The organism is Synechococcus sp. CC9616, from assembly GCF_000515235.1.
Classification (GTDB): Bacteria; Cyanobacteriota; Cyanobacteriia; order PCC-6307; family Cyanobiaceae; genus Parasynechococcus.
Map to the genome: position 1 here is coordinate 240222 of NZ_KI911558.1, position 21699 is coordinate 261920.

The following is a 21699-nucleotide window of genomic DNA, read 5'->3' on the forward strand; positions in this document are numbered from 1 at the left end:
GTCTTGGCTGTGGGGCTCAGTCGCGTTTTTGCTTTGCCCAGGGAGGCAGGTCGATAAACACGCGAGTGCCAGGTTGTAAGCCTTTCAGAATGGCGGTCTGATCACCGCTGCTGCTGCCCAGGTCCACATTCCGGAAACGTGGCTGCTGGTCGTCTCCGACCAACAACACGCCGGGGGTGCCGTTCTCAGTGACGATGGCCACGGTCGGCACCAGGGTGCGTGCAGGGCTTCGACCGGTCTTGAAATCGACGTCGGCCGTCATGCCGATCAGCAGCTTTGCGGGCGGATCGATCAGTTCCAGATCAACTTCAAAGGACGTGACGTTGTCCTGCTTCTGCGCCCGCGGAGCAATTTCCGACACGCGGGCTTTGAAGCGTTCATCTGGAAAGGCGTCAACGCGAACGTCAGCGTCCTGGCCGATCACGATGCGACCGATGTCACTTTCAGGAACCCGAGCCACGGCTTCGAGTCCCTGGGACAGCTCTACCACCGAGGAGCTGGTGGCTCCGGCATTCGTGGATGCCGTGGTGGTCGGAGTCACAAAGGCCCCTGGATCGGCGTAGCGCGCGGTGATCGTTCCAGGGAATGGGGCCCGGATCAGCAGCTGACGGTTCTCCTCCTCGAGTTGCTCAATCCGCTCGCGGGCGGCGATCACCTGAGCTTCAGCGGCAATCATGTCGCTGCGAACGGTATTGAAGTCATCAGCGCTCAGAACCCCGTCGCGAAACAAGGACTCACGGCGTTTGAAATCGTCCTGCTTGGCACGGAAATTGGCTTGCGCCTGGCGCAGCAGGGCCCGTCGCTCGTCGAGCCGGTCGAGAATGTCTCCCCGATCCATGACCGCAAGAACCTGATTCGCTGCCACCTCATCTCCCTCGTTCACCAGCAGCTGATCCAGCAATCCGCGATTGCGGGGACTCACATTCACGCGCCGGATGGCTTTTAGTTCTCCGCTGGCCGTCACCACCCCTGAGAGCGACCCGCGGGTTGCCTCCACGGTGAATGGGCTCAGATCGCGAGAACTGTTGCGAGCGGGTCCGAACCGCCAGAACAGGCCCCCACCGGCGAGAACGGCCACAACCAGAACGATCAGTCCTGTGCGTCGTTGGCTGCGTTTGGCGTTTGTCTGCTGCAACCCCAGCAAGGGCTCCTCCATGGGCGGGGACGTGGGTCGTTGCTCGATCCGCACCATTGGGCCATAAAAGTTCACAACATTGTTGCGTCCTGCCGGTAGATTCCGGCCCATGCTCAAAGCTGGAATTGTCGGACTGCCCAATGTCGGCAAGTCCACCCTGTTCAACGCGCTTGTAGCCAATGCTCAGGCGCAGGCAGCCAATTTTCCCTTCTGCACGATCGAACCGAACGTTGGGACGGTTGCGGTGCCTGATGATCGCCTCGATCAGCTCACCAAGCTCAGCAAGAGTCAGAACACGATTCCCACGCGGATGGAGTTCGTCGACATCGCAGGCCTTGTGAAGGGTGCGAGCCAGGGGGAGGGTCTGGGGAACAAGTTCTTGGCCAACATCCGTGAGGTCGACGCCATCGTCCATGTGATCCGTTGTTTCGACGATGACGATGTGATCCATGTCTCAGGGTCCATCGGCCCGACCCGTGATGCCGAGGTGATCAATCTCGAACTGGGCCTGGCTGATCTGGCCCAGATCGAAAAGCGACGCGATCGGCTGAAGAAACAGATACGCACCAGCAAGGAGGCGCAGGTTGAAGATGCTGCCCTTGAAAGGATTCAGGAGGTTCTTGAGCAAGGCGGTGCGGCGCGCAGCGTCGAGATCAGTGAGGAAGAGGACGCGATGCTTCGACCCCTCGGCTTGCTGACGGCCAAACCGATCATTTACGCCACCAACGTCAGCGAAGAGGAGCTGGCAGCGGGCAATGGCTACTGCGAGGAGGTGATCGAACTGGCGGCCAAGGAAGCGGCTGAGACGGTGCGGATCTCGGCGCAGGTTGAAGCGGAGCTGATCGAGTTAGGGGAGGACGAGCGCACCGATTACCTCGAAGGTCTCGGCGTCAGCGAAGGCGGCCTGCAGAGCCTGATTCAGGCGACGTATCGCTTGCTGGGCCTGCGCACGTATTTCACCACCGGCGAGAAGGAGACCCGTGCCTGGACCTTCAAGGCCGGCATGACGGCACCACAGGCAGCTGGCGTGATCCACACCGATTTCGAACGTGGCTTTATTCGTGCCCAAACCATCGGGTGGGAAAAACTTCTGAACGCTGGATCTCTTTCAGAGGCCAGAAACAAGGGTTGGCTTCGTAGTGAAGGCAAGGATTATCTTGTTGCAGAAGGGGATGTGATGGAGTTTTTGTTTAACGTTTAAGAGAGATTTGAATGTGTGCGCGGGAGTTTTTGATTTTCTGTTATGCATCGTCGTAGATTGATCTCAAGCAACAAGGGTTGGCTGAAGTTTTGAGAGCAGTTTCTCGACTGAGTCGCTTATTACATGCCAGGGCTGAGGGTGGCAGCGATGCTCAATCATGCGAACGAGATGATCGGCAATGGCATGCATCCTGAGTTCTTCATCTAGGGATAAGGGGCGATAGCGGCACCGCTTTCGTTCCAGGTACTGTGTTTCCTTAGGGAAGATCTTTTCCCAGCGGCACCCCCAGACTTCCTTGGCGAAACGTTGATTGTGGGCCTGGAAGTGTGCGTGAGTCGAGCGGGCCAATCGACTGTTGAATCCCCAGAAGTAGGGATCGTTCCAACCTCTCCAGGCTTCCTCTTTGAGAATGATCTTGGAGGATCCTTCAATGCGGCGGTGACTGATGCCCTGTTCCTGGAGCTTTCGGCTGAGCAGGTGTGACAGCCAGACGCCGCGAATGCCTGGGCTTCTGTTCTGGGAGCGATGACTCCCTTGCGTCCAGGATTCGTTGGCAGGGAGCCCGAGTTCCTCAAGAAACTGATCAAAGGGATCCTGATTGTTTGCCCTGAAGGGAATGAACTGAAGCTTCAATCCTTGTCTTCTCGCTTCGAGAAGCGGCTGAAAATAGCTCCAGAAGTCGAATAAGTATTTTCGTTTCTGAATGTTTCCGCGTGCAGGGCTCTCCCCTGGAAGGCGTCCGTCGATTGCGGCGGCTAGGAATTCTTCAAAGCTCGCACTGTGATAAAAGCGTCTGAGTGAGTAGGTGTAGCGTGAGTTGATGTAGTCAAGCTGTGTGCGAATAAAGATAACGATCTCGAGTTTGAATCCTTTCCTCAGGGCAAGTTTCTGAAGGGTTCTGAGAGTCTTCGGGTCATTAAGAGGAACTGCAAATTGTTCGGCGCTGATCAGTAGGTGTTTGCCTTTGTTTTTATGGGAGTTGAGATGTTTTTTGAGTGAGCTCCAGTCGCCTTTGCAGATGTCGCTGGCGAGCACCTTGAAGGTTTTTGAGCCGTATGGGTGGCTATAAATAAATCCTTGCTCGTTGAGTTTGAGGCGATTCTGAAAAAGCCTATCCTGGATATATGTGGAGGCTGTTTTGTGCGTACCGGCGTGAATGACGAGTCGTGCTGCCATTAATCCGGTGCTTGTCGCGTTCCATGGAAGCAAATCACATCGCCCGTTCTTCCTGGTGGATCGCCACAGTTATGGTCAGCCAGCATTGGGTCGGTGAAGCATGAATCGCTGGAATCAGATCCTGTTGTGTGTCGTCAGCACCGTTGCGACAGGGCTGGTTGTTTGTCCTGGCGCCCAGGCCGTGATGTTTACGGTTCGCCCAGGCACGGTGTTCGCTAAAAAACCCAGCTACAGGGCTGCTGATCGGCTGTCGATCGAAGCGATCGACACGGTTGTGGAAGGGCCGGCCCTCGAGCAGAAGGACAAGTTTTGCCTGTACAGCCTGTTTGACCGTCAGGGCAAGGCCTTAACTCCCAAGCGGGCCTGGATTCCCTGCTACAGCATCGACAAGATGTTTCTGACTCCCTGAGCTGTCGAAACGAGGTCTGAGTTGGTATGCCGTTGGGAGCATGGCTAAGCAAGCCGCTGCCATGCCGATCCAGAGCAGCAGGCCATGGCCCTGTCTGTCCAGAAGCGTGCCGCCGATCAGAGGGGCAACGATGGCGCTAATGGCGAAGCACTGGGAGAACAACGCCATCGCAAGCCCACGATGCTGGGGAGGGGTTTCCTCAATCACCGCTTCCGTCGCTGTCGGCAAGAAAGCGGCCTGAGCAAGAGCCATCGGCAGCAAGGCCAGCACCACCAACGTGGTTCCTGTTGAGGTCAGTGCTGATAGCCCCAGCAACAGACAGGCCACGCTGAAGCTGGACAAACTGAGGCCCAGGCCGAATCCCACGCTCCGATCTGCCAGCCAGCGACCGACCGGCCACTGCAGGATCACCAACAAGGTGAGTTGTAGCGCGATCAGCCCGCCACTGGACGTTTCACTCAATCCGGGTCGCTCAAGACCGCCACGGACAAGATCGATCGGTAGGGCGCTCTGCTCGAGCGACAGGATGCCCGTTGCGACGATGCTGATGGCCAGAACCGGCAGGAGTGGTATCAGCCAGGTGAGGTTGAGGCGCTCCTCGGAGTCATCCTGGAGTCGCTGCTCAGAAGCTGTTCTGCGCTCATCCAGCAAGGGGTACAGGCTGATCAACAGCAAGACAGCGATCATGCAGATCGCCTCGACTCCGTAGATCAGTCGCAGCATCCCCAGCCAGGCGCACAGAGAGCCAAACAGGGCACCGATGCCGAAACCGAGGGCATCAGCGCTCCTGACAAGCGCATATCCGCGTCCGGACGGAACCGATCCGCAGCTGAGGGGCACGGCCAGTTCAATCGCAGGCCAATAAAGCCCAGCCGCCGAGCCCAGAAGAATTTCACCAATGACAAATCCGCTGTAACTGTTCGCCCGGAAGAGGGTGATGTCAGCAAGCACGGCCAGGATGGTGGTGATTCTCACCGGCCAGGAACAGGACAAGCCACGATCGAGAAGTGCTCCGCTCAGGAACCGCACCACGGTTCCGACAAGGGCGGACAGCGCCAGGCCACTGCCGACCTGACTTGCAGAGAAGTCGATGGCGTGGAACACCATCGGGGTCATGAACACCACTCCACCGGCACCAATCGAGGCCAATAACCGGAGCCGTGTCACATTCCGCAGACCTGGAGGAAACTGGTTCCACCACCGCAGAGGTTCAGGGATTCTTGCGCGGACGCTCAGCAGGACGACAACTGGCAATGGGATTGTTGAGCAGTCTGCTGTTCTTCAACGCAGGACTGTGGCCTTCCAGGGCAGCTGATCGCCTGGAAGTCGAGATTGATGACGTGGTGCTTCCTGTCAAGGTGAGTGACCTTGGCGCCTGGGTTCGTTCCGAAGGGAAAAGCCGTTCTGAGTTGAAGACCTGGCTGTTGCTGCTGGATGAGGACAGCAGGGCTGGCCTGATGCGCCTTCTGGAGGCGCCTGTTCTCACCCGGCGCAGCCTTGGTCAGCAGATCCTGCGCAGTTGGGCCGCAGGTCCGTTGCTCGATGCCTTGCGTGAGTTGATTCGTGTGGAGGGCAGTCGCCTGGTCAGCAGTGAAGAGGTGCTGGCCACACTCGAATCGTTGCTGCGCCGCCGGAAGAGTGTTTCGACCCTCGATCTGCTGGAAGCCCTGCCCAGCGAACGGCTGAGGCTCGATCTCGATGCTCTGGTGTTGGCAGCATCCCGTTGGCGCCGGCAGATGGAGCGCCATCAGCGACTGACCTCGAATCTGGCGAGCTCCCTGTCGGTAAGGCGACCGCTGGATCAGCAGATGCAACTGCCGTCTGGATCGCCCACGACTGCGATCTCGATGAACACGTTGCAGCTGCCCGCTGCGCATCGACCGGGGGGACTCAGGGTTCAGCTCTGGATGCCGCCGAACAGCCCTGAATCCTCCGAGGGAGTCTGGGTGCTGCTGATGCCTGGCCTTGGAGGGGACCCGGAGCATTTCCACTGGCTGGCCAGAGCCCTGGCGGAGCAAGGCTGGCCGGTGGCAGTCCTTGAGCATCCAGGCAGCGATGCAGCTGCTGTTCAAGCGCTTTTGGAAGGACGCCAGCCGTTCCTGGGTGCCAAGGCGCTTCGCCAGCGGCTGCAGGACATGGACGTGGTGATCCGCTCTCAGCGCTCCGGTGCGCTGACGATCCCCGGTGAACGGGTGGTCCTGATCGGTCATTCCCTTGGGGCACTGACGGCGCTTCTGGCCACTGGCATCTCCCCTGTCGATGGGCTGTCCGACCGCTGCAGCGACGCGCTGGAGGATTTACCGCTCACCAATCTCTCGGTGCTGTTGCAGTGTGAGTTGGCGGCAGCGGGCGTCTTGAAGCCGCCGCCACCGATTCCATCTGTACAGGCTGTCGTGGGGCTCAACAGCTTTGGAAGCCTGATTTGGCCGTCGACTCCTGCGGTTTCAATCGGCCAGCCGCTGCTGTTGATAGGCGGCACGCTTGATCTCATCACGCCGCCGCTGAGTGAGCAGCTGGAGCTTCTGGACGCACTCGGATCCCACCCAGCCAGCCGCGCCGTGATCGTTGAGGGAGCCAGTCACTTCTCTCCGATTCGCGTGGAGGGGCAACCCGGAGCAGCCAACGCCAATGACCTGTTCAAGCTGAGTGAGGAACTGGTGGGTGTTCAGCCCCTTGTGGTTCAGCAGCTGATGATGAATGAACTGATCACCTTCCTGAGGCAGGTGGAGATGTCTGAACCCATGGGGGCATCGGAGCATCTGCAGACAGGCTCGATCCGATGGCACCGCCTGAACCGCCGAGATGCCAGGGGTCTGGTTGAGCGAAGTCAGTAGCGGATTCTTGGATCGAGGGCGGCCACCAGCAGATCCACAGCAACGCTGACCAGCACCACCAGTGCTGCGATCACCACCACAATCCCCTGAACAACGGGATAGTCACGCTGGTTAATCGCTTCCTGGAGGCGCAGGGCGATGCCCGGCCAGGAAAAGGTCACTTCGATCAGCAGGGCGCCCCCAATCAAGGATGCGACGGTGATGCCGGCGATGGTGAGCACAGGCAGCAGGGCATTGGGAAGACCATGGCGCAGCACCACCTGTTGTTCGCTCAGGCCACGGCTGCGGGCGGCCTCGACGTAGTCACTCCGAAGGGTTCGTCGCAGATTCAATCGCAGGGCGGTGGTGAAGGTTCCACTCAGCAGCAGGGCAAGCGTTCCAGCCGGCAAAACAATGTGGCGAATGGCCCCACGCAGAGCCGCCCAGTCGGCGCATCGGATGCTGTCGAAGAGATAAAACCCGCTGCCCTCCGGCGGTAAAAGGCTGGGCGGGAATCGGCCTCCCACCGGGAACCATCCAAGGCTGACCGCGAACAGCAGCTGCACCAGCATGGCAACCCAGAACGGTGGCAGGGCGTAAGTTCCCAGTCCGTAAAGGCGCCCTGAGAGATCCAGCTTCCCTTCCGGTCGGGCGATCCCACTGAAGCCAATGCTCAGACCGATCACTGCAGCGGCGATCAAGGCGATCACGCTGAGTTCCAGGCTGGCAGGCAACGTGCGCCCGATGATTGTTCTCACGGGCTCCTGGTTGATCAACGCCTGCCCCAGATCCCCCTGCAGCAGACCTTGCAGGTAGCTGAGGTATTGATCCAGCAAGGACTGGTCGAGGCCGAGTCGCGCGCGCATCGCAGCCTTGGCCGCTGCCGGAGCTCGGCTGCCAAGAACGGCATCCACCGGATCCCCCGGTGCCACCCTCAGCAGCAGAAATACCAACGTGGCGATCAGCCAGAGCATCACAGGAGCGAGGCCGAGCCGAGTGGCGCTATAGCGGAGAAGCTCGCGAGCGCGTCCCATCAGCTGTCTCTCCTGAGTTGATGCAGCAGAACCCGTCCGCTGCCATCAAATTCAGGCGTGCTCAAGTCGGTTTGGCCCCATGCCCTCGGAGCTTCCAGCCAAACGGGAATGTAAGCAGCCCCTGTGGCTGTCAGCTCCTCCACCCTCTGCAGGGGGGCGAGGCGTGCCGGTCCTCGCAAGGCATCACTGGCCTGCAATGACTTCTCAAGCCCCGGCGTCGACCAGAAACTGCCACTGATTGCAGCTTCACCATCGAGACAGATGTCTCCCTCTGAAGCGATGCAGCTCAGCAGCGGTGTGAGATAGGCCTCTGGGTCGGGATACTGGCCACTCCAGTCAAGGATGACCGACTTGTAAGCCCCCTTGTCCAGCTGGCGGTAGATGGTTGTCGACTCCACCCCATCAAGGTTGAGCACAAGACAGTCCGGCAGGTCTCGCTGGACCTGGGCCTGCCACGTCAGCGCCAGCAGTTTGTCGGCAGGAACGTTGGAGCGGAAGGTCAGCGGGATGGTGAGAAACTTGCCCTGGCAGTATCCCGCCTCGTTCAGAAGCCGTCTTGCGGCCTGCGGATCATGGCTGGGCCAGCTGGGCTGACCGCCACCGGGTAAGCCCGGTGGAACGAGAGACCTCAGCGGAGTTCTCAGTCCGTAACTCACGCGCTTGCTGATTTCCTCCCGATTGAGGCTGAGGGCCAGGGCGCGGCGCAGGCGTTGGTCCTTCAACGGCTCGGCGTTGCTGAGCAGCGTGATGTAGCCGATGCCTGTGGCAGGGCCGATCCCCTCGTGCAAAGCCCCGGTTTCGGCAAGCTGATGAAGGGCATGACGCTGGTCCTCATCAATCGAGGCAGAGAGAAGCACATCCACTTCGCCACTGCGCAGGGCTCCGTAGAGGGCTGTGGAATTGCTCAGTGTGATCAGATCGAGTCCGTTGTTCTTCGGAGGCGTTCCCCAATAGCGATCAAAGGGTTCAAGGCGTTGCTGGTGTTCGCTGAAACTGGTGAGGCGGTAAGGACCGGTGCCGACGAATCGGTCATGCAGGAAGCGGTCCTCATGTTTGCCGTAGGCCGTGGGTGAAATCGGCGTCAGGTTGAGCGAGGTGAGCAGTCCTTCCAGCGAGGTGGAGCGGCGGTTGAGGTTGAGGCGAAGTGTGTAGGGATCCGCTACATCAATCGAGGCGATCCTGTCGCCGACGACGTAACTGAGGGTTCCAATGCTCAGGAAGCGGCGCAGGCTGAAGGCCATCGCCTCTGCATCGAAACGCGTGCCGTCGTGGAAGAGAACGTCCTGGCGCAGCGGAATCGTGACGGTGCGCCCATCAGGACTGATCTCGGGGAGTGCAGATGCCAGGCGAGGCTCCAGTTCCCCCTTGGTGTCCAGGACGTAGAGGGGATCCCCCAGAGCACTGAGCAGCTGGATGGTGCTGCCGCCGTTCGCCTGGGCTGGATCGAGCGAACTGATGCGGCCAGCTGATGCAACCGTTAAGCGGATGTCCCCGCGGGGAGCCGTGCAGGCTGCCTGGCTGATGCAGAGGCCAATGACCGTCAGGAGGCGGATCCCGGTCCGATGCAGCACGCCAGTCGTCAGATCTGCTCGCCAGCTATTTAACAGCCGATTGCGGAGATCTGGTTGAAGGAGATTTCAAACACCGGTGAACCAGCTTTCGGATCGAGCGGCCAGCGGCGTACCCAGCAGCGATCGTGCTGCTCATCAACACCAATCACCTGGTATGTGTCGTTGTCGTCGCGCTTTTTGTCATCACTCAGCAGGTTGACGCGGTCCCCCTGGTTCACAGTCATGGTGTGCGGATGATCCGAAAGACTGCAGCCTTGACTGACTTCGGATGTGATGGCGTTCGGCATGAACGTTCAGAGCACAGAACGGAATTTCCGATCTGAAGTTGTAGAAGATCTTGACACTCTGAAGCATCTGAGGGGGGTTGTGCCAGTCCCCGGATGTGTTGATTGGGTCGCATCCCCTGTTCAGAGACAGCCCAGATGGGCTGCCATGCCCGAAATTTCAGGCATGGATTGGATTTCCTTCAGGGCATCGTCCATTTGTTTTTGGGTCACGTCGTGGGTGATCACCACGATTTCCGCGCCAGCTTCGTTTGCTCTGAACTGGACGATGGACTGAATCGAAACATCGCGATCTCCGAAGCAACTGCCGATCCGTCCGATGACGCCGGGGGTGTCGCTTGTGTGGAAACGGACATAGTGCTTCTGACGCACGTCGCCGGGATCGACGAGCTTGCATTGTCGCCAGCTGTCGGCGGCCAGAAGCGGGTCCAGCCGACCGGCAGCCTCACTCGCATGGCGAACACCGGCAATGTTGAGGATGTCCGCCACCACAGCGGAGGCGGTTGGACCGGCACCGGCACCCGGGCCGTAGAACATCACGCGTCCAATGGGATCTCCCTCCACCAGGATGGCGTTGTTCACACCATTCACTCCAGCCAGGGGATGGTCCGTTGGTACCAGCGTGGGCTGGACCCGAAGCGACAGTGGCAGCACGTCAGTCGCACCCTGATCGGTCATCCGCTCAGCCACCGCCAGCAGCTTGACGCCATAGCCAAGCTGTGAGGCGTACTCCACGTCGCGACCCTGCAAGCTACTGATGCCTTCGGTGGGAACCCCACTGCGATCGATGGCGCCTCCGAATGCCAGGGCGGCAAGGATTGCGATCTTGTCGGCGGCATCGAGACCGTCGACATCGGCGGCCGGATCGGCTTCGGCATACCCGAGACGCTGAGCCTCGGCAATCACGTCGTCATAGGCCACCCCCTCGGTGGCCATGCGCGTGAGGATGTAGTTGGTGGTGCCGTTGATGATGCCGCTGACTCTGTTGATCCGGTTCCCTCCCAGGGACTGTTTCAGCGGTTCGATGATCGGGATGCCACCACCGACGGCGGCTTCGATCAGCACGTACACGCCGGCAGCTGCTGCAGCATCGGCAATTTCGCGGCCATGACGTGCGATCACGGCTTTGTTGGCCGTGACAACGGATTTACCATTGCTAATGGCCTTCAGGATCAGGCTGCGCGCCGGCTCGATCCCTCCGATCACCTCCACGACCACATCCACGCTGGGATCGTTCACGACGGCCTCAGGATCCTTGGTGAGCTGATCCGCTGATAGGTCGACCGGTCTTGGACGGTCGAGATCCCTCACCGCCACCCGAACCAGGTCCAGATCTGCGACCAAAGGATGTCGCTCATCGGGGGACAGCAGGATCGACGCCACTCCACCGCCCACCGTGCCCAAGCCAAGCAGTCCTACGCCGATCCTCGACCCCATCCCTGCACTTCCGTAAACGGACAACAACAACCGTCCGACTCTATTAATCGATAGGGGCTTCACCCTCGAGCGCTTTGGCCTGGTTCTGCATCATTTTCAGGATGTTCAGGAAGCCATTGGCACGCGAGGGCGTAAGGCTGGCCTGAAGACCTGTCGCTGCGATGAAGGCGGGATCGATGGCTTGCACCTGATCTGGTGTCAATCCATCGAGTCCCTGGATCAAAAGAGCCAGCAGGCCCTTCGTGATCAAGGCGTCGGAATCACCTTTCCAACGCATCACGCCGTTGTTCAAATCACCCCGAACAAACACCTGGGAAACGCAGCCCCGCACCTTGATGTCGTCGGTCTGTTGATCCGGCGGCAGCGGATCGAGTTTCTTGGCGAGCCAGAGGACGTACTCGTAGCGACGTTTCGGATCCGCCGTTCCGCCGAGACGCTCCACCATGCGATCGAGGGCCTCGCTGCCGGTGCCGGGGGTCATGCCTGGTGTCGATTCCTTCGGCGCTGCACGTTAACCAGCAGCCCGACAAGAACCAGCACGATGGGGCTTTGCACAACCTCGTCCAACTTCACCCGGCCGGCCTGGACTGGAACCTCGAGGTAATCGCGATGGCCAGGGCCGCCATCCACTTGCAGGTCATAGCGACCGTCTTTCACGCCGTTGAGATCGAGCCTGATCTGTCCGGATGCATCGGTTCTACCGAGCTCCTCCCCAGGAGTTCCGTCAGCCTGCAGAAGACGAACCACGGCACCAGCAGCGGGTTCTCCATTGGAAAAACGGGTACTCAGCTCAAGATCACCATCGAGATACTCGAGTGCGCTTTCGATCTGATGGGCTCGGACCGGTGTTCCGGCAGCGAGCGTGAGAAGAACCGCAGCTAAGAGGAGTCGCATCAGTCGAAGGTCTGGAGGCTCATGATGCGGATCATTGGCCGTTCGGGCCAGGCCCCTCTTCCGTGATCCAGCCGCTGAATGGCAGATCCCATGGCTCTCTCGGCAGCAGCGCATGGCTGAGGCAGGCTTGGGGCAACACCACCCAGGCCGGCAGATCAGCCCATTGCGGCTTGGCACGCAGGCGGTCGTAATCCCCCCCGCCATAGCCCAGCCGCATACCCCTCTGATCCACAGCGAGGGCAGGAACGAGCAACAGCTGAAGTTGAGGAGGCTCCAGTGGGGGCTGGTCGACAGGTGCGGGAATGCCGCAACCGTCGCGCCCTTCCAGTGGCCTGCCATCCCAGGCGCGATAGCTCAGGCCCCCCTGTCCTTCACTGCAGGGCAACGCCAGTTTCCATCCCCGCAGTGTCGGCAGGAGCGGCATCAGATCCGGTTCGCCTGGCAGCGGCCAGTAGAGCCCAAGGCGGCCAGCCTCAGGGCGGAAGCGTCCTTTGCCGCTTGATGGCAGCAGCAACTCCAGAACCCAAGAGCGAATGGTCTCGTCATTGCGCTGCTGGCGGAGAGCGCGGTAGTGGCGCCTCAGGTCTTGTTTGCTACGAGCGTCTGCGCTCACTGCAGCAGGCCCCAGCGCCCCATCAAAGGCAGATGCAGCGATAACTGCTTCTGATCAGGCGGCCAGAGCGTTTTGAGCTCCTGCCGCAGAGTGGCCATTAGGTCCAGGCCTTGATGGTCATTGCTGCGCAGGGCCGACCACGTACTGATGAAACCCAGCAGTTGATTCGCTGTCCAATTCAGTTCAATGCGCAGGGTTTCAGGAACGATTTGGCTTCTCACTGGAAAGGGCAGATCGGCATAACGGTGATCCACATGGATGCGTTCGGGCGGCCATAACCCCTGCAAACGCTCGTGATACAGCGCATCCAGCCAGAGCTGCAGTGGTTCGGGCGCTCCCTGCAGCGGGTCGTAGCCCAGCCAAGCCAGTAAACCGCCGGGCTTCAGCACCCGTTTCACTTCCTGGTTGAAGAGCGGCACATCGATCCAGTGGATTGCGGCAGCCACCACCACGGCATCGAGGCTCGCGGCTTCAAGACCACTCTGTTCAGCTGTCGCCACCCGGTAGTGAATGCGTTCATGGGCAGGCGCGGCCGCGATCTGTGCTGGGCTGAGGTCGGTTCCTTCCACCCGCTGAAATTCAGCGGCCAGGCCGACGCTGGCCTGCCCGCTGCCGCAGGCCGCGTCCCAGCAGCACTGACGGCCTGGAGCTTGATCTGCCAGCCAACGAAAAAGGGCCTTGGGATAGCCAGGGCGGCAGCTTTGATAGGTGTCGGCTACGGCCTCAAACCAACCGTGATCTGGGCTGTTGCTCATCGCTGATACCAACCAGTGAGCGCGACAGCCAGTGCATCGGCGGCATCATCCGGTCGTGGTGGTTCAGACAGGTTGAGTTCCCGCATCACCGCATCCAGCACTTCATCCTTTTCCGCGTGGCCAAAGCCAGCCACGGCCAGCTTGATCTGCATTGGTGGAAACTCCACCACCGGCACCTTGAACCGAGCCAGGGTCATCATCACCACTCCCCTGGCCTGCACCACGTTGATCGTGTTGCTGGAGCGGTAAAAGAAGAATTTCTCAACGGCTGCCAGCTCAGGTCGCCAGATGCGGATGAGTTGTCGAAGATCCGCCGCAATCTCCACCATGCGATCGCCATCGGATCGACCTGGATCGGTGCGGATAATGCCGCAATCCAGCATCTGCTGGGTTCCGTTGCCCGTGTCGATGACCCCGTAGCCCACCCGGGCGAGGCCCGGGTCGATGCCAAGGATTCGCATGGATCCAATCTGGATCGATCAGGCGGCGATAGCCAGTTCAAAGTCGGCGCGATCAGTGCTTTCGCTGCGTTCGAACACCTTGCAGAACACTTTCACGACCCGTTCGCCGGAATCCACCTGTTCCAGGGGATCCTTCCGCAATCGATGGCGTAGGCAACAGGAGGCGACCCGTGCCACATCCTCTTCACTCACCTCCACGCGACCTTCAAATGCAGCCAGGGCTCTGGCGGCACGATTGGTCACGATGTCGCCTCGTAAGCCATCAACATTCAGCTCGCCGCAGACCGCTGCGATCCGCAGGCGCAGATCCTCATCGATGCTCACCGCATCGAGCCGTTGCTGGGCCTCCACCACACGATCCTGGAGAGCTTTCTGATTTCCTTCCACTGCCGTGCTGAATCCGTCGGGATCGCGATCAAAAGCGGTGCGCTGGTCCACCACCTGAACGCGCAGTTCGGGATCGCGAACGGTGCGGACTTCGACGCTCATGCCGAATCGATCGAGCAGCTGGGGACGCAGCTCTCCCTCTTCCGGGTTGCCGGAGCCGATCAGCACAAACCGGGCGGGGTGACGCACCGAAACGCCCTCGCGTTCAACCGTGTTCCAGCCGGAGGCCGCTGAATCAAGCAGAACGTCAACCAGATGATCGTCGAGAAGGTTCACCTCGTCGACGTACAGCAATCCGCGATTGGCTTTGGCCAGCAATCCGGGTTCAAAGGCACGCACGCCCTCACTGAGCGCCTTCTCGATATCGATCGTTCCGCACAGTCGATCCTCCGTGGCCCCGAGCGGGAGATCCACCATCGGGACCTGGCGCGGTTCCGTTGTCAGGTTTTGCCCCTCTTCAAGCTGTTGACGGATTTCGCTGCTCTGCAGATCCGGATCGCTGGGAGAGCTGTTGTAAGGATCGCCAGCTACGACGTCGATGTCCGGCAGCAAGTCAGCCAGAGCCCGGATGGTGGTGGACTTACCGGTACCCCGATCGCCCATGATCATCACGCCGCCGATGCGCGGATCGATCACATTCAGGAGAAGCGCCAGCTTCATCTCTTCCTGACCGATCACGGCCGTGAAGGGGAAGACCCTGCGCTTCCGGGGTGCACTCACGAGACCTGGACTCAAGAAGAACTGGATTGTTTCACAGGCCGGACGGTAAGCACCTGGGGTGGTGTGGCATCCGCTGGATAAATGAGACGGATGCGCACGTCCCGTTGTTCGCCCGGCTTCAGGGTGAGTTGGCCGAGGGCAGGGCCCCGTTGTCCCTGACGTAAAACAAGGTGAATGGTCTGGCGCCCGAGGGGCTGACCGTCAGCATCGTTCAGGCCTGAAACTTCGATGGGGCCACGGAACATCACAGGGCCTGTGAGGCTTTCGCGAAAGTTCAGTCCCCCAATCGGACGATCCGTCTTCATTGGAGATTCCAGGGCGATCTCAACCGTTGCCGGCCTTGTCTGGCGGTTCTTCAAGGGAAGGGTGAGGTCGTAATCAACGCCGTAGTTCCCGTGGGCTGCCCAGGCGGTGTTGGGGTAAAGCGCCTTCAGCTCGGCCGTCTGAACCTGTTCGGTGCCCATGGATCCCCGCTCAAGGCTGCTGATCGGCCATGACAACGGCCCCCTGGGAACTTGAAGCACAGGACTCTCAGGATCGGTGATCCTGCTGCGCCAGCCACTGCCGATCTGGATCCCGCTGACTCTGGAATAAATCATTTTCCCTTTGGCTCCGCGCGCTGTCGGGCTGTGCTCCTTGGAGCTCAACCGGCCGCTGTCCAGCAGCTGTTTCCAACGTTCCGGCGGTGGTGGAGCATTCATTGGGCCCTTGGCGGCCAGCGTTGCCAAGGCGACAGGGCCTGAGCTGTGCAGGCGCAGCTGCAGATTGCGTCCGTTGAGCAGTGGGTCCAGTCCCGCTACAGGGATGGGAAGCACCAGCAGCGTTGTCGGTGCCCCTGGCTGAAGCTGCCAGCTGCTGGTGGACAGTTCCGAGGCGCGACGTCGCTTCAGCAGGTCGCCAGCGACCCGGCTGCCCGGTCCGGCGGCGATCACTTCACTGGTTTCCCGCAGGAAGGTGGGCAGGGGCAGAAAGGGTGCAGCGGTTTGCCCCGGTCGAGTGGCCTGGGACAGGGATGTGCTGCCCTCAAGCAGCTTCAGTTCGACGGGGCCTTCACCCAGAGGGGCTGCCAGAACCGCGAGCCATAACGTCGATTCCAGGCTGTCGTCGTCTCCTGCGTAGACGTGATGGCTGAACAGGTCGAATCGACCTTCCAGTTCAACATCCAGCCCCCACCCATCTGCATTCGGAAAGGTGGAGAGAAGGATGCCGTCCTCCCTGATCAATTCGGGATTGTTGTCGTTCACCATCAGCACCGTGTCCAACGCCCCTGGCAGTGGTCTCACCTGCTGCTGACGCAGCACAACATCAGTGTTCGCTCGTGCTGATTCTGTGAATCCTCCGGGAAGGCAGATCAGGGCTGTCGTGAGCAGAGCGGGCAGTCTCATGGTTTGGGATTAGAAGCAGGGGCGGCTGGTCGTGGCGGGGCTGGCTGCGGCTTGAGATGTGGTGCCATCGCTTTCGCCAACGCGCGGATCATGTCCGTCGACCGTGGATCATTGAAGGGTCCCTGGACAAGAAACCCTGCAACGGCACGTCGTCCATCCGGCAGTTCGATCAGTCCGGCATCGGCGTAGGCAATTCCGATGTCTCCTGTTTTGTTGTATACGCGATAGCCCTTGCGGGCCAGGCTTTCATTCGGTGCCCCCTGGGCGCCACCGATCCCCTGCAGAAGTCCAGTGGGCAGGAGCGTGTCGGTGACCGACGTCGACATCACTTCGCGGAAGAGATCACGGCTCCTTGGGCTGAGGGTTTCGCCGCTGTCGACCAGAGCGATCGAGCGGCTGAGGTCTCGGGCGCTGGTGGTGTTGGTTCCATCCAGGTCTGGCAGCCAGTTGTTGACCTCTGTTGCAGGGAGTCCGAGGGCTTGGAAACGGGCGTTGACAGCTGCTTGACCACCCACCCGTTCGATCAACAGATTCGTGGCGGAGTTGTCGCTGACACGGATCATTTCCGTTGCCACTTCATACGTTGGAAAGCGGCTCCCGACAGGCTTTGAGGCCATCCAACCGGCCCCTCCACCAATCAGCTCCTTGGTGAGGATGAGCGGCTCGTTCCAGTGCAGATCGCCGTTGTCAATCAATTCCAGGGAGGCAAGCAGAATTGGGGTCTTGATCGAACTTGCCGCAGGCATGGGCCGCTCAGCCTCCAGTTGAGCAAAGCGACCGTCGTCCAGGATCAGCATGAAGGCGCTTGTCTTGAGGTCCTTCTGCTGGGCGGCCAGCTGTTTCCACTTTTCGGACAGGGCTGCGATCTCCTGTTTCGGTTCGAATCGTCCAAGTGGCTTTGCCGCAGCACCATCACGGCTGCCAGTCGAGGGCTTGGTTGAGGTGGCGGAATCGACTGGGGCAGGCTGCAATCCCGACAACCAGTCCTGCGATGTGATCCAATCGGGAAGGGAGATCTGCTGATTGCGGACCTGCGGCGCCAGCACTTTCAGAGTTGAGCCTGTAAGCACTCCCAACCCGATACCCATCAGGATCAGACGCAGAACCAAGCGTATGGGACGGCCCCATCCTGCGGCTCGCTTGGATGGTCTGCTGTTCGTCAACCCTGAAGCTGTGTCGTCTCCGGCAGAGGTTAGGGGCGCCTGGCCCGAACGGCCCATCGCAGCTGACGCACCATGCCGCGCAGCAGAGCCACCTCGTCAGGCCCTGTTGTTGCGCGCTGCAGAAGGTCATTCACTTTCGCCATGCGTGCCGAGGCGGTGTGAGGCAGGAGATATCCCACCTCCAGCAGAAGGCTTTCGGCATCATTGAGAAAGCCGCTCATCGCTGATGCTGGTGCAGGATCCGGCCCCACGGCTTGGTCGTTGAGGGAATGCTGCTGCAGGCGATTCATCTCATGGAGCACCACTGCAACGGCGTGGGACAGATTCAGAGACGGGTATGTCGCATCGCTGTGCAGGCTGAGCACTCTCTGGCAAAGACGGAGCTCGCTGTTGCTCAGTCCCCGGTCTTCACGCCCGAACACGACGGCGACCGGCTCGCCCTCTCGGGCTGGACCATCACCGCTGCTGAGCAACCAGGACAGGGCCTGATCAGGAGTCAGCAGGGGGATGTCTCCGTGGTCGATCCGACCGCAGGTGGCTACGGCCCTGCGGCAGTCCGCTAGCGCACTGAGCAAGGAATCATGGACTGTGGCGCGCTCCAGCATCAGGCGGCCATGAACAGCCATGCGCTGGGCGTCTTCGCTCTGATGATCACACTGAGGATTGACAAGACGCAGGGACTGCACGCCGAAGTTGGCGCAGAGCCTGGCCACGCTCCCAACGTTGAGCTCCCCTGCTGGCTCCACCAGAACGACCACCCGTGGGGAATGGGGTGATGACGATCTCAACGCAGTGTGCGCAGATAGGCAAGTAAGTCGGCCATCGATGAGGGTTCCATCTGAAAGCTCGGCATTGGCGGTGTTTCACCACTCACGATCTGGTGAACCACACGTGGATCTGAACTTCGCTGACTGATTCCAATCAGGTTGGGACCAAGCAATCCCTGGCCGGCCAACCCATGACAGCCAGCGCAGTTGATTCGGAACAGCTGGCCGCCATGGTCCGCAGATCCTTGAAGGTCGAGGGTGGCCTTGAGGTAGGGATCCTGTCGGGCGTTGCCCAGAACCCAAAGCAGCAGCACCACGCATGCTGCTGCGGCGAGCACGACCAAGGCACTGATCAGACCAGAGCCACCGTCGCTTTGGGCGTCAACGTCCTGATTTGCAGCAGTTGATGTCGGCTCCGACACGGCGATGGAAGTGCATGAAAGAATTGTGGTCAATCCTGCGCCCTTGTGTGATCAATGATCGAACCACTGCTGTGTGGCATCGTTCTCGGGCTGATTCCAGTCACTCTGATGGGTCTGTTTGTCGCGGCCTGGAATCAGTACCGTCGGGGAGACAGTGCTCTCGGGGGCTGATCATCAACAGTCCTGTTGTTCCGTAGCGTCGTTGATCGACGAGCACCCAGCCATCCCCTGGCACTGGCTGATTGTTTCCGGAATGTTCACAAATCACGAGACTGCCGAGGTTCAGCCATTTCCCTGAAATCAGCTTGTCGAGAATGGGCTGATAGAGCTCTTTCATGTAGGGAGGATCGAGATAAACCAGGTCGAATCCAGGCTCTGTCCAGCCACGGCTTAGCCAGCTGATCACGTCACTGCGAACCACTTTGACGCTGGATTCGCCTGGACAGTCCTGCTGTGTCAAACCCAGGTTCTGCTCGCAGATCCGAGCTGTTTTGGGGTTGGATTCCACGGCTAGCACCATCCCAGCACCGCGCTGGAGTGCTTCGCAGCCCATCACTCCGCTGCCGCTGCATAGATCAAGCCAGCGGCAGCCAGGCAACCGTGGGGAAAGGATGTTCATCACAGCCTCCCGAACTCTCGAGGTGGTTGGCCGTGTCTCCGAACCGCGGGGACTGAGCAGTTTGCGGCCACCCGTCAGCCGGAGCTGCCCCTGCATCTCAGCCCTGTTCTTGAGTGTTTCCCACTGACTGAATCGACTCAAGCCAGCTCAGCCAGCGCTTGAGCATCAGAGAGCCGCAGTCGGCGGATTTTTCAGGGTGGAATTGACAGGCACCCACGCGGTCCCGCCAAACCATGGCCGTGACGGGACTGTCCGCGAAAGGAGCGGTGGCAGCCAGGACGTTCTCGTTTGAGCTGGGAACAGCTGCATAGGAATGCACGAAATACACCCATGCCGTTGGGTCACCCTGCCGTAGCAGCGGGCAATCCATGACGGGGTTGAGAGGGGCCCAGCCCATGTGTGGAATGCGTTCGCGTGGATCATCAGGAAGTCGTTCGACGCGTCCAGGCAGCAGAGCCAGTCCCTGACGAGATCCTTCTTCGCTGCTCTCGAACAACAGCTGGAGCCCCAGACAGATGCCAAGGAGTGGGCGTCTATCCAGAGCCCATGACTTCAGATGGGGAATGAGCCCTGTGGACTCGAGATTCTCCATTGCAGGGTCAAAGGCTCCAACACCAGGAAGAATCAACGCATTCGGAGATGCCAGGTCAGCTTCGGAACGGACATCGAGCACGTCACCTCCAAGGCGCTCCAAAGATCGTCTGACGGAATGGAGGTTGCCCATTCCGTAATCGATCAGTCCGATCCTCAACGCGGGATGACTCAACCCTGATGAGTTCAGAGGTATTTCGAAATGGTGCCGCTCAGGGTTGCCTTGGGAACCGCGCCGACGACGGTGTCAACTTTCTGGCCGCCTTTGAACACCATCAGAGTCGGAATACTGCGAATGCCGTACTGGCTGGCGACGTTGGGGTTCTCGTCGGTGTTGAGTTTGAAAACCTTGATCTGGCCGTCGAATTCCTTTGCGATTTCCTCGACAATCGGAGCGACCATGCGGCACGGACCACACCAGGGAGCCCAGAAGTCGACCAGCACCGGTACGTCGCTCTGCAGCACGTCCTGTTCGAAGGAGGCGTCGGTAACAGCTGCGGCGCTGGACATATGACCTGAAGAAAGTGCCCAGAACTTAGCAACAGTACCGAGCCGTATCCCCGGTGTGACGTTGCCCGCAGAGAACTGTGATGGTGACTTGAGAAGAATGAAAGCCCGAACGCGCCGGGCCAGGGGGTGTGAGGAGTGTGAGAGCGTCAGCTCGCACACAACTCACACTAGCTCTGGCTTACTTACCCATCCCTAGTTGTTGAGCTTTCTGGTACACCTTGCCCTCGGTCAGCAGTGAAGGTGCCACCACCACTTCAACCTGCTGCATCTCCTTGAGAGTTTTTGCGCCCAAGGTGCCCATCGACGTTTTCAGAGCACCAAGCAAATTGTGTGTTCCGTCATCAAGGAGTGCTGGACCTCGCAGAATTCGTTCCAGGCTGCCGGTGCTGCCCACGTTGATCCTCGTTCCTCTGGGGAGAACCGGACTTGGCGTTGCCATGCCCCAGTGGAACCCGCGTCCCGGGGCTTCCTCTGCGCGGGCAATGGGTGAACCGATCATCACCGCATCGGCACCACAGGCAATGCACTTGCAGATATCCCCACCCGTAACGATGCCTCCATCGGCAACGATGGGCACGTATCGGCCTGACTCTTGCAGATAGTCATGCCGAGCAGCGGAACAATCCGCCACTGCTGTGGCCTGGGGGATCCCCACGCCTAACACTCCTCGCGAGGTGCAGGCGGCTCCAGGCCCGATTCCCACAAGAACGCCCGCCGCACCGGCGCGCATCAGCTGCATGGCGACGTCGTAGGTGACGCAGTTTCCGATGACGACCGGCACACCCATGTCGCGACAGAGCGATTCCAGGTCGAGTTTTTCCCGTCCCTCAGGACCGATGTGTTCGGTGGAGACAACCGTTGCCTGGACAAAGAACAGGTCCGCACCTGCCTCAGCAATGGTGTTTCTGTATTTAAGAGCAGCAACAGGGGTTCCGCTGACCGCAGCGATCCCACCCTTCCGCTTGATGTCTCCAATGCGCTGACGGATCAGCTGTTCCTGAACGGGTTGGCTGTACAGCTCCTGCATCAAGGGCACAAAGGCGTCCTTGCCGACCGCCGCGATCCGATCGAGCACAGGGTTGGGGTCTTCATAACGCGTCTGAACCCCTTCCAGATTCAAAACCCCAAGGGCGCCCAGCTGCGAAAGGCGTACTGCCATATCCACGTCGACCACACCGTCCATGGCACTGGCGATGATCGGAATCGAACGTTCGATGCCACCGAGCGTCCAGCTGGTGTCGGTCACTTCAGGATCGACCGTGCGGCCCCCGGGTACGAGGGCGATTTCATCAATTCCGTAGGCGCGGCGAACGACCTTGGAGCGTCCGAGCTGAATGTCCACCGCAGGATTG

At 60.1% G+C, this 21699-nt stretch carries 24 protein-coding genes and 1 pseudogene; 4 read left to right on the top strand and 21 right to left on the bottom strand.

Translation table 11 applies throughout. The annotated features are described in order from the left end of the window. Positions 1 to 16: 16 nt before the first annotated feature. Positions 17 to 1192, bottom strand: a complete 1176-nt coding sequence (locus SYN9616_RS0101415) for an efflux RND transporter periplasmic adaptor subunit (RefSeq protein ID WP_028951537.1) — start codon at positions 1190 to 1192, stop codon at positions 17 to 19. A 52-nt stretch (positions 1193 to 1244) separates the two neighbouring features. Here SYN9616_RS0101415 and ychF point away from each other — a divergent pair, with 52 nt between their 5' ends. Continuing rightward, positions 1245 to 2336, top strand: coding sequence for a redox-regulated ATPase YchF (gene ychF / locus SYN9616_RS0101420; protein ID WP_028951538.1), 1092 nt, complete (start codon positions 1245 to 1247; stop codon positions 2334 to 2336). Between the two features lie 63 nt (positions 2337 to 2399). Here the strand turns inward: ychF and SYN9616_RS0101425 are convergent, their stop codons facing one another. Beyond that, positions 2400 to 3371: a hypothetical protein gene (locus tag SYN9616_RS0101425; RefSeq protein WP_051410903.1), complete on the bottom strand. Its 972-nt coding sequence runs from the start codon at positions 3369 to 3371 to the stop codon at positions 2400 to 2402. Positions 3372 to 3612: 241 nt separating this feature from the next. Here SYN9616_RS0101425 and SYN9616_RS0101430 point away from each other — a divergent pair, with 241 nt between their 5' ends. After that, positions 3613 to 3921 (top strand): hypothetical protein, encoded by a 309-nt coding sequence (locus SYN9616_RS0101430; protein ID WP_028951540.1) that lies wholly within the window; start codon positions 3613 to 3615, stop codon positions 3919 to 3921. On the opposite strand, the gene SYN9616_RS0101435 is transcribed toward SYN9616_RS0101430, so the two are convergent. After that, positions 3859 to 5037: an MFS transporter gene (locus tag SYN9616_RS0101435; protein WP_232200615.1), complete on the bottom strand. Its 1179-nt coding sequence runs from the start codon at positions 5035 to 5037 to the stop codon at positions 3859 to 3861. The two genes, SYN9616_RS0101430 and SYN9616_RS0101435, sit on opposite strands and share 63 nt — an antisense overlap. A 44-nt stretch (positions 5038 to 5081) precedes the next feature. Here SYN9616_RS0101435 and SYN9616_RS0101440 point away from each other — a divergent pair, with 44 nt between their 5' ends. Next, the gene (locus SYN9616_RS0101440) at positions 5082 to 6755 is read left to right on the top strand and encodes an alpha/beta hydrolase (RefSeq protein ID WP_369791915.1); all 1674 of its coding nucleotides are present in this window, start codon (positions 5082 to 5084) and stop codon (positions 6753 to 6755) included. Here the strand turns inward: SYN9616_RS0101440 and SYN9616_RS0101445 are convergent. From SYN9616_RS0101445 to SYN9616_RS0101510, 14 genes are all read right to left on the bottom strand, one after another. Next, positions 6749 to 7768, bottom strand: coding sequence for an ABC transporter permease (locus tag SYN9616_RS0101445; RefSeq protein WP_028951543.1), 1020 nt, complete (start codon positions 7766 to 7768; stop codon positions 6749 to 6751). The two genes, SYN9616_RS0101440 and SYN9616_RS0101445, sit on opposite strands and share 7 nt — an antisense overlap. Next, complete coding sequence (locus tag SYN9616_RS0101450; protein ID WP_084218286.1) at positions 7768 to 9339, bottom strand: ABC transporter substrate-binding protein; 1572 nt, start codon at positions 9337 to 9339, stop codon at positions 7768 to 7770. The genes SYN9616_RS0101445 and SYN9616_RS0101450 overlap by 1 nt, the downstream gene beginning before the upstream one ends. A 29-nt stretch (positions 9340 to 9368) precedes the next feature. Beyond that, complete coding sequence (locus SYN9616_RS0101455; RefSeq protein ID WP_028951545.1) at positions 9369 to 9626, bottom strand: hypothetical protein; 258 nt, start codon at positions 9624 to 9626, stop codon at positions 9369 to 9371. 120 nt (positions 9627 to 9746) lie between these two features. Continuing rightward, the gene (locus tag SYN9616_RS0101460) at positions 9747 to 11060 is read right to left on the bottom strand and encodes a homoserine dehydrogenase (protein ID WP_028951546.1); all 1314 of its coding nucleotides are present in this window, start codon (positions 11058 to 11060) and stop codon (positions 9747 to 9749) included. A gap of 43 nt (positions 11061 to 11103) precedes the next feature. Next, positions 11104 to 11541: a SufE family protein gene (locus SYN9616_RS0101465; protein WP_028951547.1), complete on the bottom strand. Its 438-nt coding sequence runs from the start codon at positions 11539 to 11541 to the stop codon at positions 11104 to 11106. Continuing rightward, positions 11538 to 11954: a hypothetical protein gene (locus SYN9616_RS0101470; protein ID WP_198015116.1), complete on the bottom strand. Its 417-nt coding sequence runs from the start codon at positions 11952 to 11954 to the stop codon at positions 11538 to 11540. The genes SYN9616_RS0101465 and SYN9616_RS0101470 overlap by 4 nt, the downstream gene beginning before the upstream one ends. 31 nt (positions 11955 to 11985) lie before the next feature. Further along, entirely contained in the window at positions 11986 to 12567 is a 582-nt protein-coding gene (locus tag SYN9616_RS0101475) for a 5-formyltetrahydrofolate cyclo-ligase (protein WP_028951549.1), read from the bottom strand. Then, positions 12564 to 13322: a class I SAM-dependent methyltransferase gene (locus SYN9616_RS0101480; RefSeq protein ID WP_028951550.1), complete on the bottom strand. Its 759-nt coding sequence runs from the start codon at positions 13320 to 13322 to the stop codon at positions 12564 to 12566. Before SYN9616_RS0101480 ends, SYN9616_RS0101475 begins: the two co-directional genes overlap by 4 nt. Next, complete coding sequence (gene ruvC, locus SYN9616_RS0101485; protein WP_028951551.1) at positions 13319 to 13783, bottom strand: crossover junction endodeoxyribonuclease RuvC; 465 nt, start codon at positions 13781 to 13783, stop codon at positions 13319 to 13321. The genes SYN9616_RS0101480 and ruvC overlap by 4 nt, the downstream gene beginning before the upstream one ends. Before the next feature lie 18 nt (positions 13784 to 13801). Then, on the bottom strand, positions 13802 to 14890 hold the full coding sequence (gene bchI / locus SYN9616_RS0101490; protein WP_028951552.1) for a magnesium chelatase ATPase subunit I: 1089 nt from the start codon (positions 14888 to 14890) through the stop codon (positions 13802 to 13804). Positions 14891 to 14901: 11 nt separating this feature from the next. Further along, on the bottom strand, positions 14902 to 16275 hold the full coding sequence (locus SYN9616_RS0101495) for a DUF3370 domain-containing protein (RefSeq protein WP_028951553.1): 1374 nt from the start codon (positions 16273 to 16275) through the stop codon (positions 14902 to 14904). After that, on the bottom strand, positions 16272 to 17438 hold the full coding sequence (locus SYN9616_RS0101500) for a serine hydrolase (RefSeq protein WP_028951554.1): 1167 nt from the start codon (positions 17436 to 17438) through the stop codon (positions 16272 to 16274). Before SYN9616_RS0101500 ends, SYN9616_RS0101495 begins: the two co-directional genes overlap by 4 nt. 29 nt (positions 17439 to 17467) lie before the next feature. Beyond that, positions 17468 to 18226, bottom strand: coding sequence for an RNA methyltransferase (locus SYN9616_RS0101505; RefSeq protein WP_037990563.1), 759 nt, complete (start codon positions 18224 to 18226; stop codon positions 17468 to 17470). Beyond that, positions 18223 to 18627 carry a cytochrome c gene (locus SYN9616_RS0101510; RefSeq protein WP_028951556.1) on the bottom strand — a complete coding sequence of 135 codons (405 nt, stop codon included), beginning with the start codon at positions 18625 to 18627 and terminating at the stop codon, positions 18223 to 18225. The genes SYN9616_RS0101505 and SYN9616_RS0101510 overlap by 4 nt, the downstream gene beginning before the upstream one ends. A 54-nt stretch (positions 18628 to 18681) precedes the next feature. On the opposite strand from SYN9616_RS0101510, the gene petG reads away from it, so the two are divergent. Beyond that, positions 18682 to 18798: a cytochrome b6-f complex subunit V gene (petG, locus tag SYN9616_RS16250; protein ID WP_071839848.1), complete on the top strand. Its 117-nt coding sequence runs from the start codon at positions 18682 to 18684 to the stop codon at positions 18796 to 18798. 16 nt (positions 18799 to 18814) lie between these two features. On the opposite strand, the pseudogene rsmD reads toward petG, so the two are convergent. From rsmD to SYN9616_RS0101530, 4 genes and pseudogenes are all read right to left on the bottom strand, one after another. Continuing rightward, positions 18815 to 19342 (bottom strand): annotated as a pseudogene (gene rsmD / locus SYN9616_RS17805) (16S rRNA (guanine(966)-N(2))-methyltransferase RsmD); the annotation flags it as partial. Position 19343: 1 nt separating this feature from the next. After that, positions 19344 to 20012, bottom strand: a complete 669-nt coding sequence (hisH, locus tag SYN9616_RS0101520) for an imidazole glycerol phosphate synthase subunit HisH (RefSeq protein ID WP_255326784.1) — start codon at positions 20010 to 20012, stop codon at positions 19344 to 19346. A gap of 11 nt (positions 20013 to 20023) precedes the next feature. Continuing rightward, positions 20024 to 20347 carry a thioredoxin gene (gene trxA, locus SYN9616_RS0101525; RefSeq protein WP_006851354.1) on the bottom strand — a complete coding sequence of 108 codons (324 nt, stop codon included), beginning with the start codon at positions 20345 to 20347 and terminating at the stop codon, positions 20024 to 20026. Between the two features lie 178 nt (positions 20348 to 20525). Continuing rightward, positions 20526 to 21689: a GuaB3 family IMP dehydrogenase-related protein gene (locus SYN9616_RS0101530; protein WP_028951559.1), complete on the bottom strand. Its 1164-nt coding sequence runs from the start codon at positions 21687 to 21689 to the stop codon at positions 20526 to 20528. Positions 21690 to 21699: the final 10 nt, after the last annotated feature.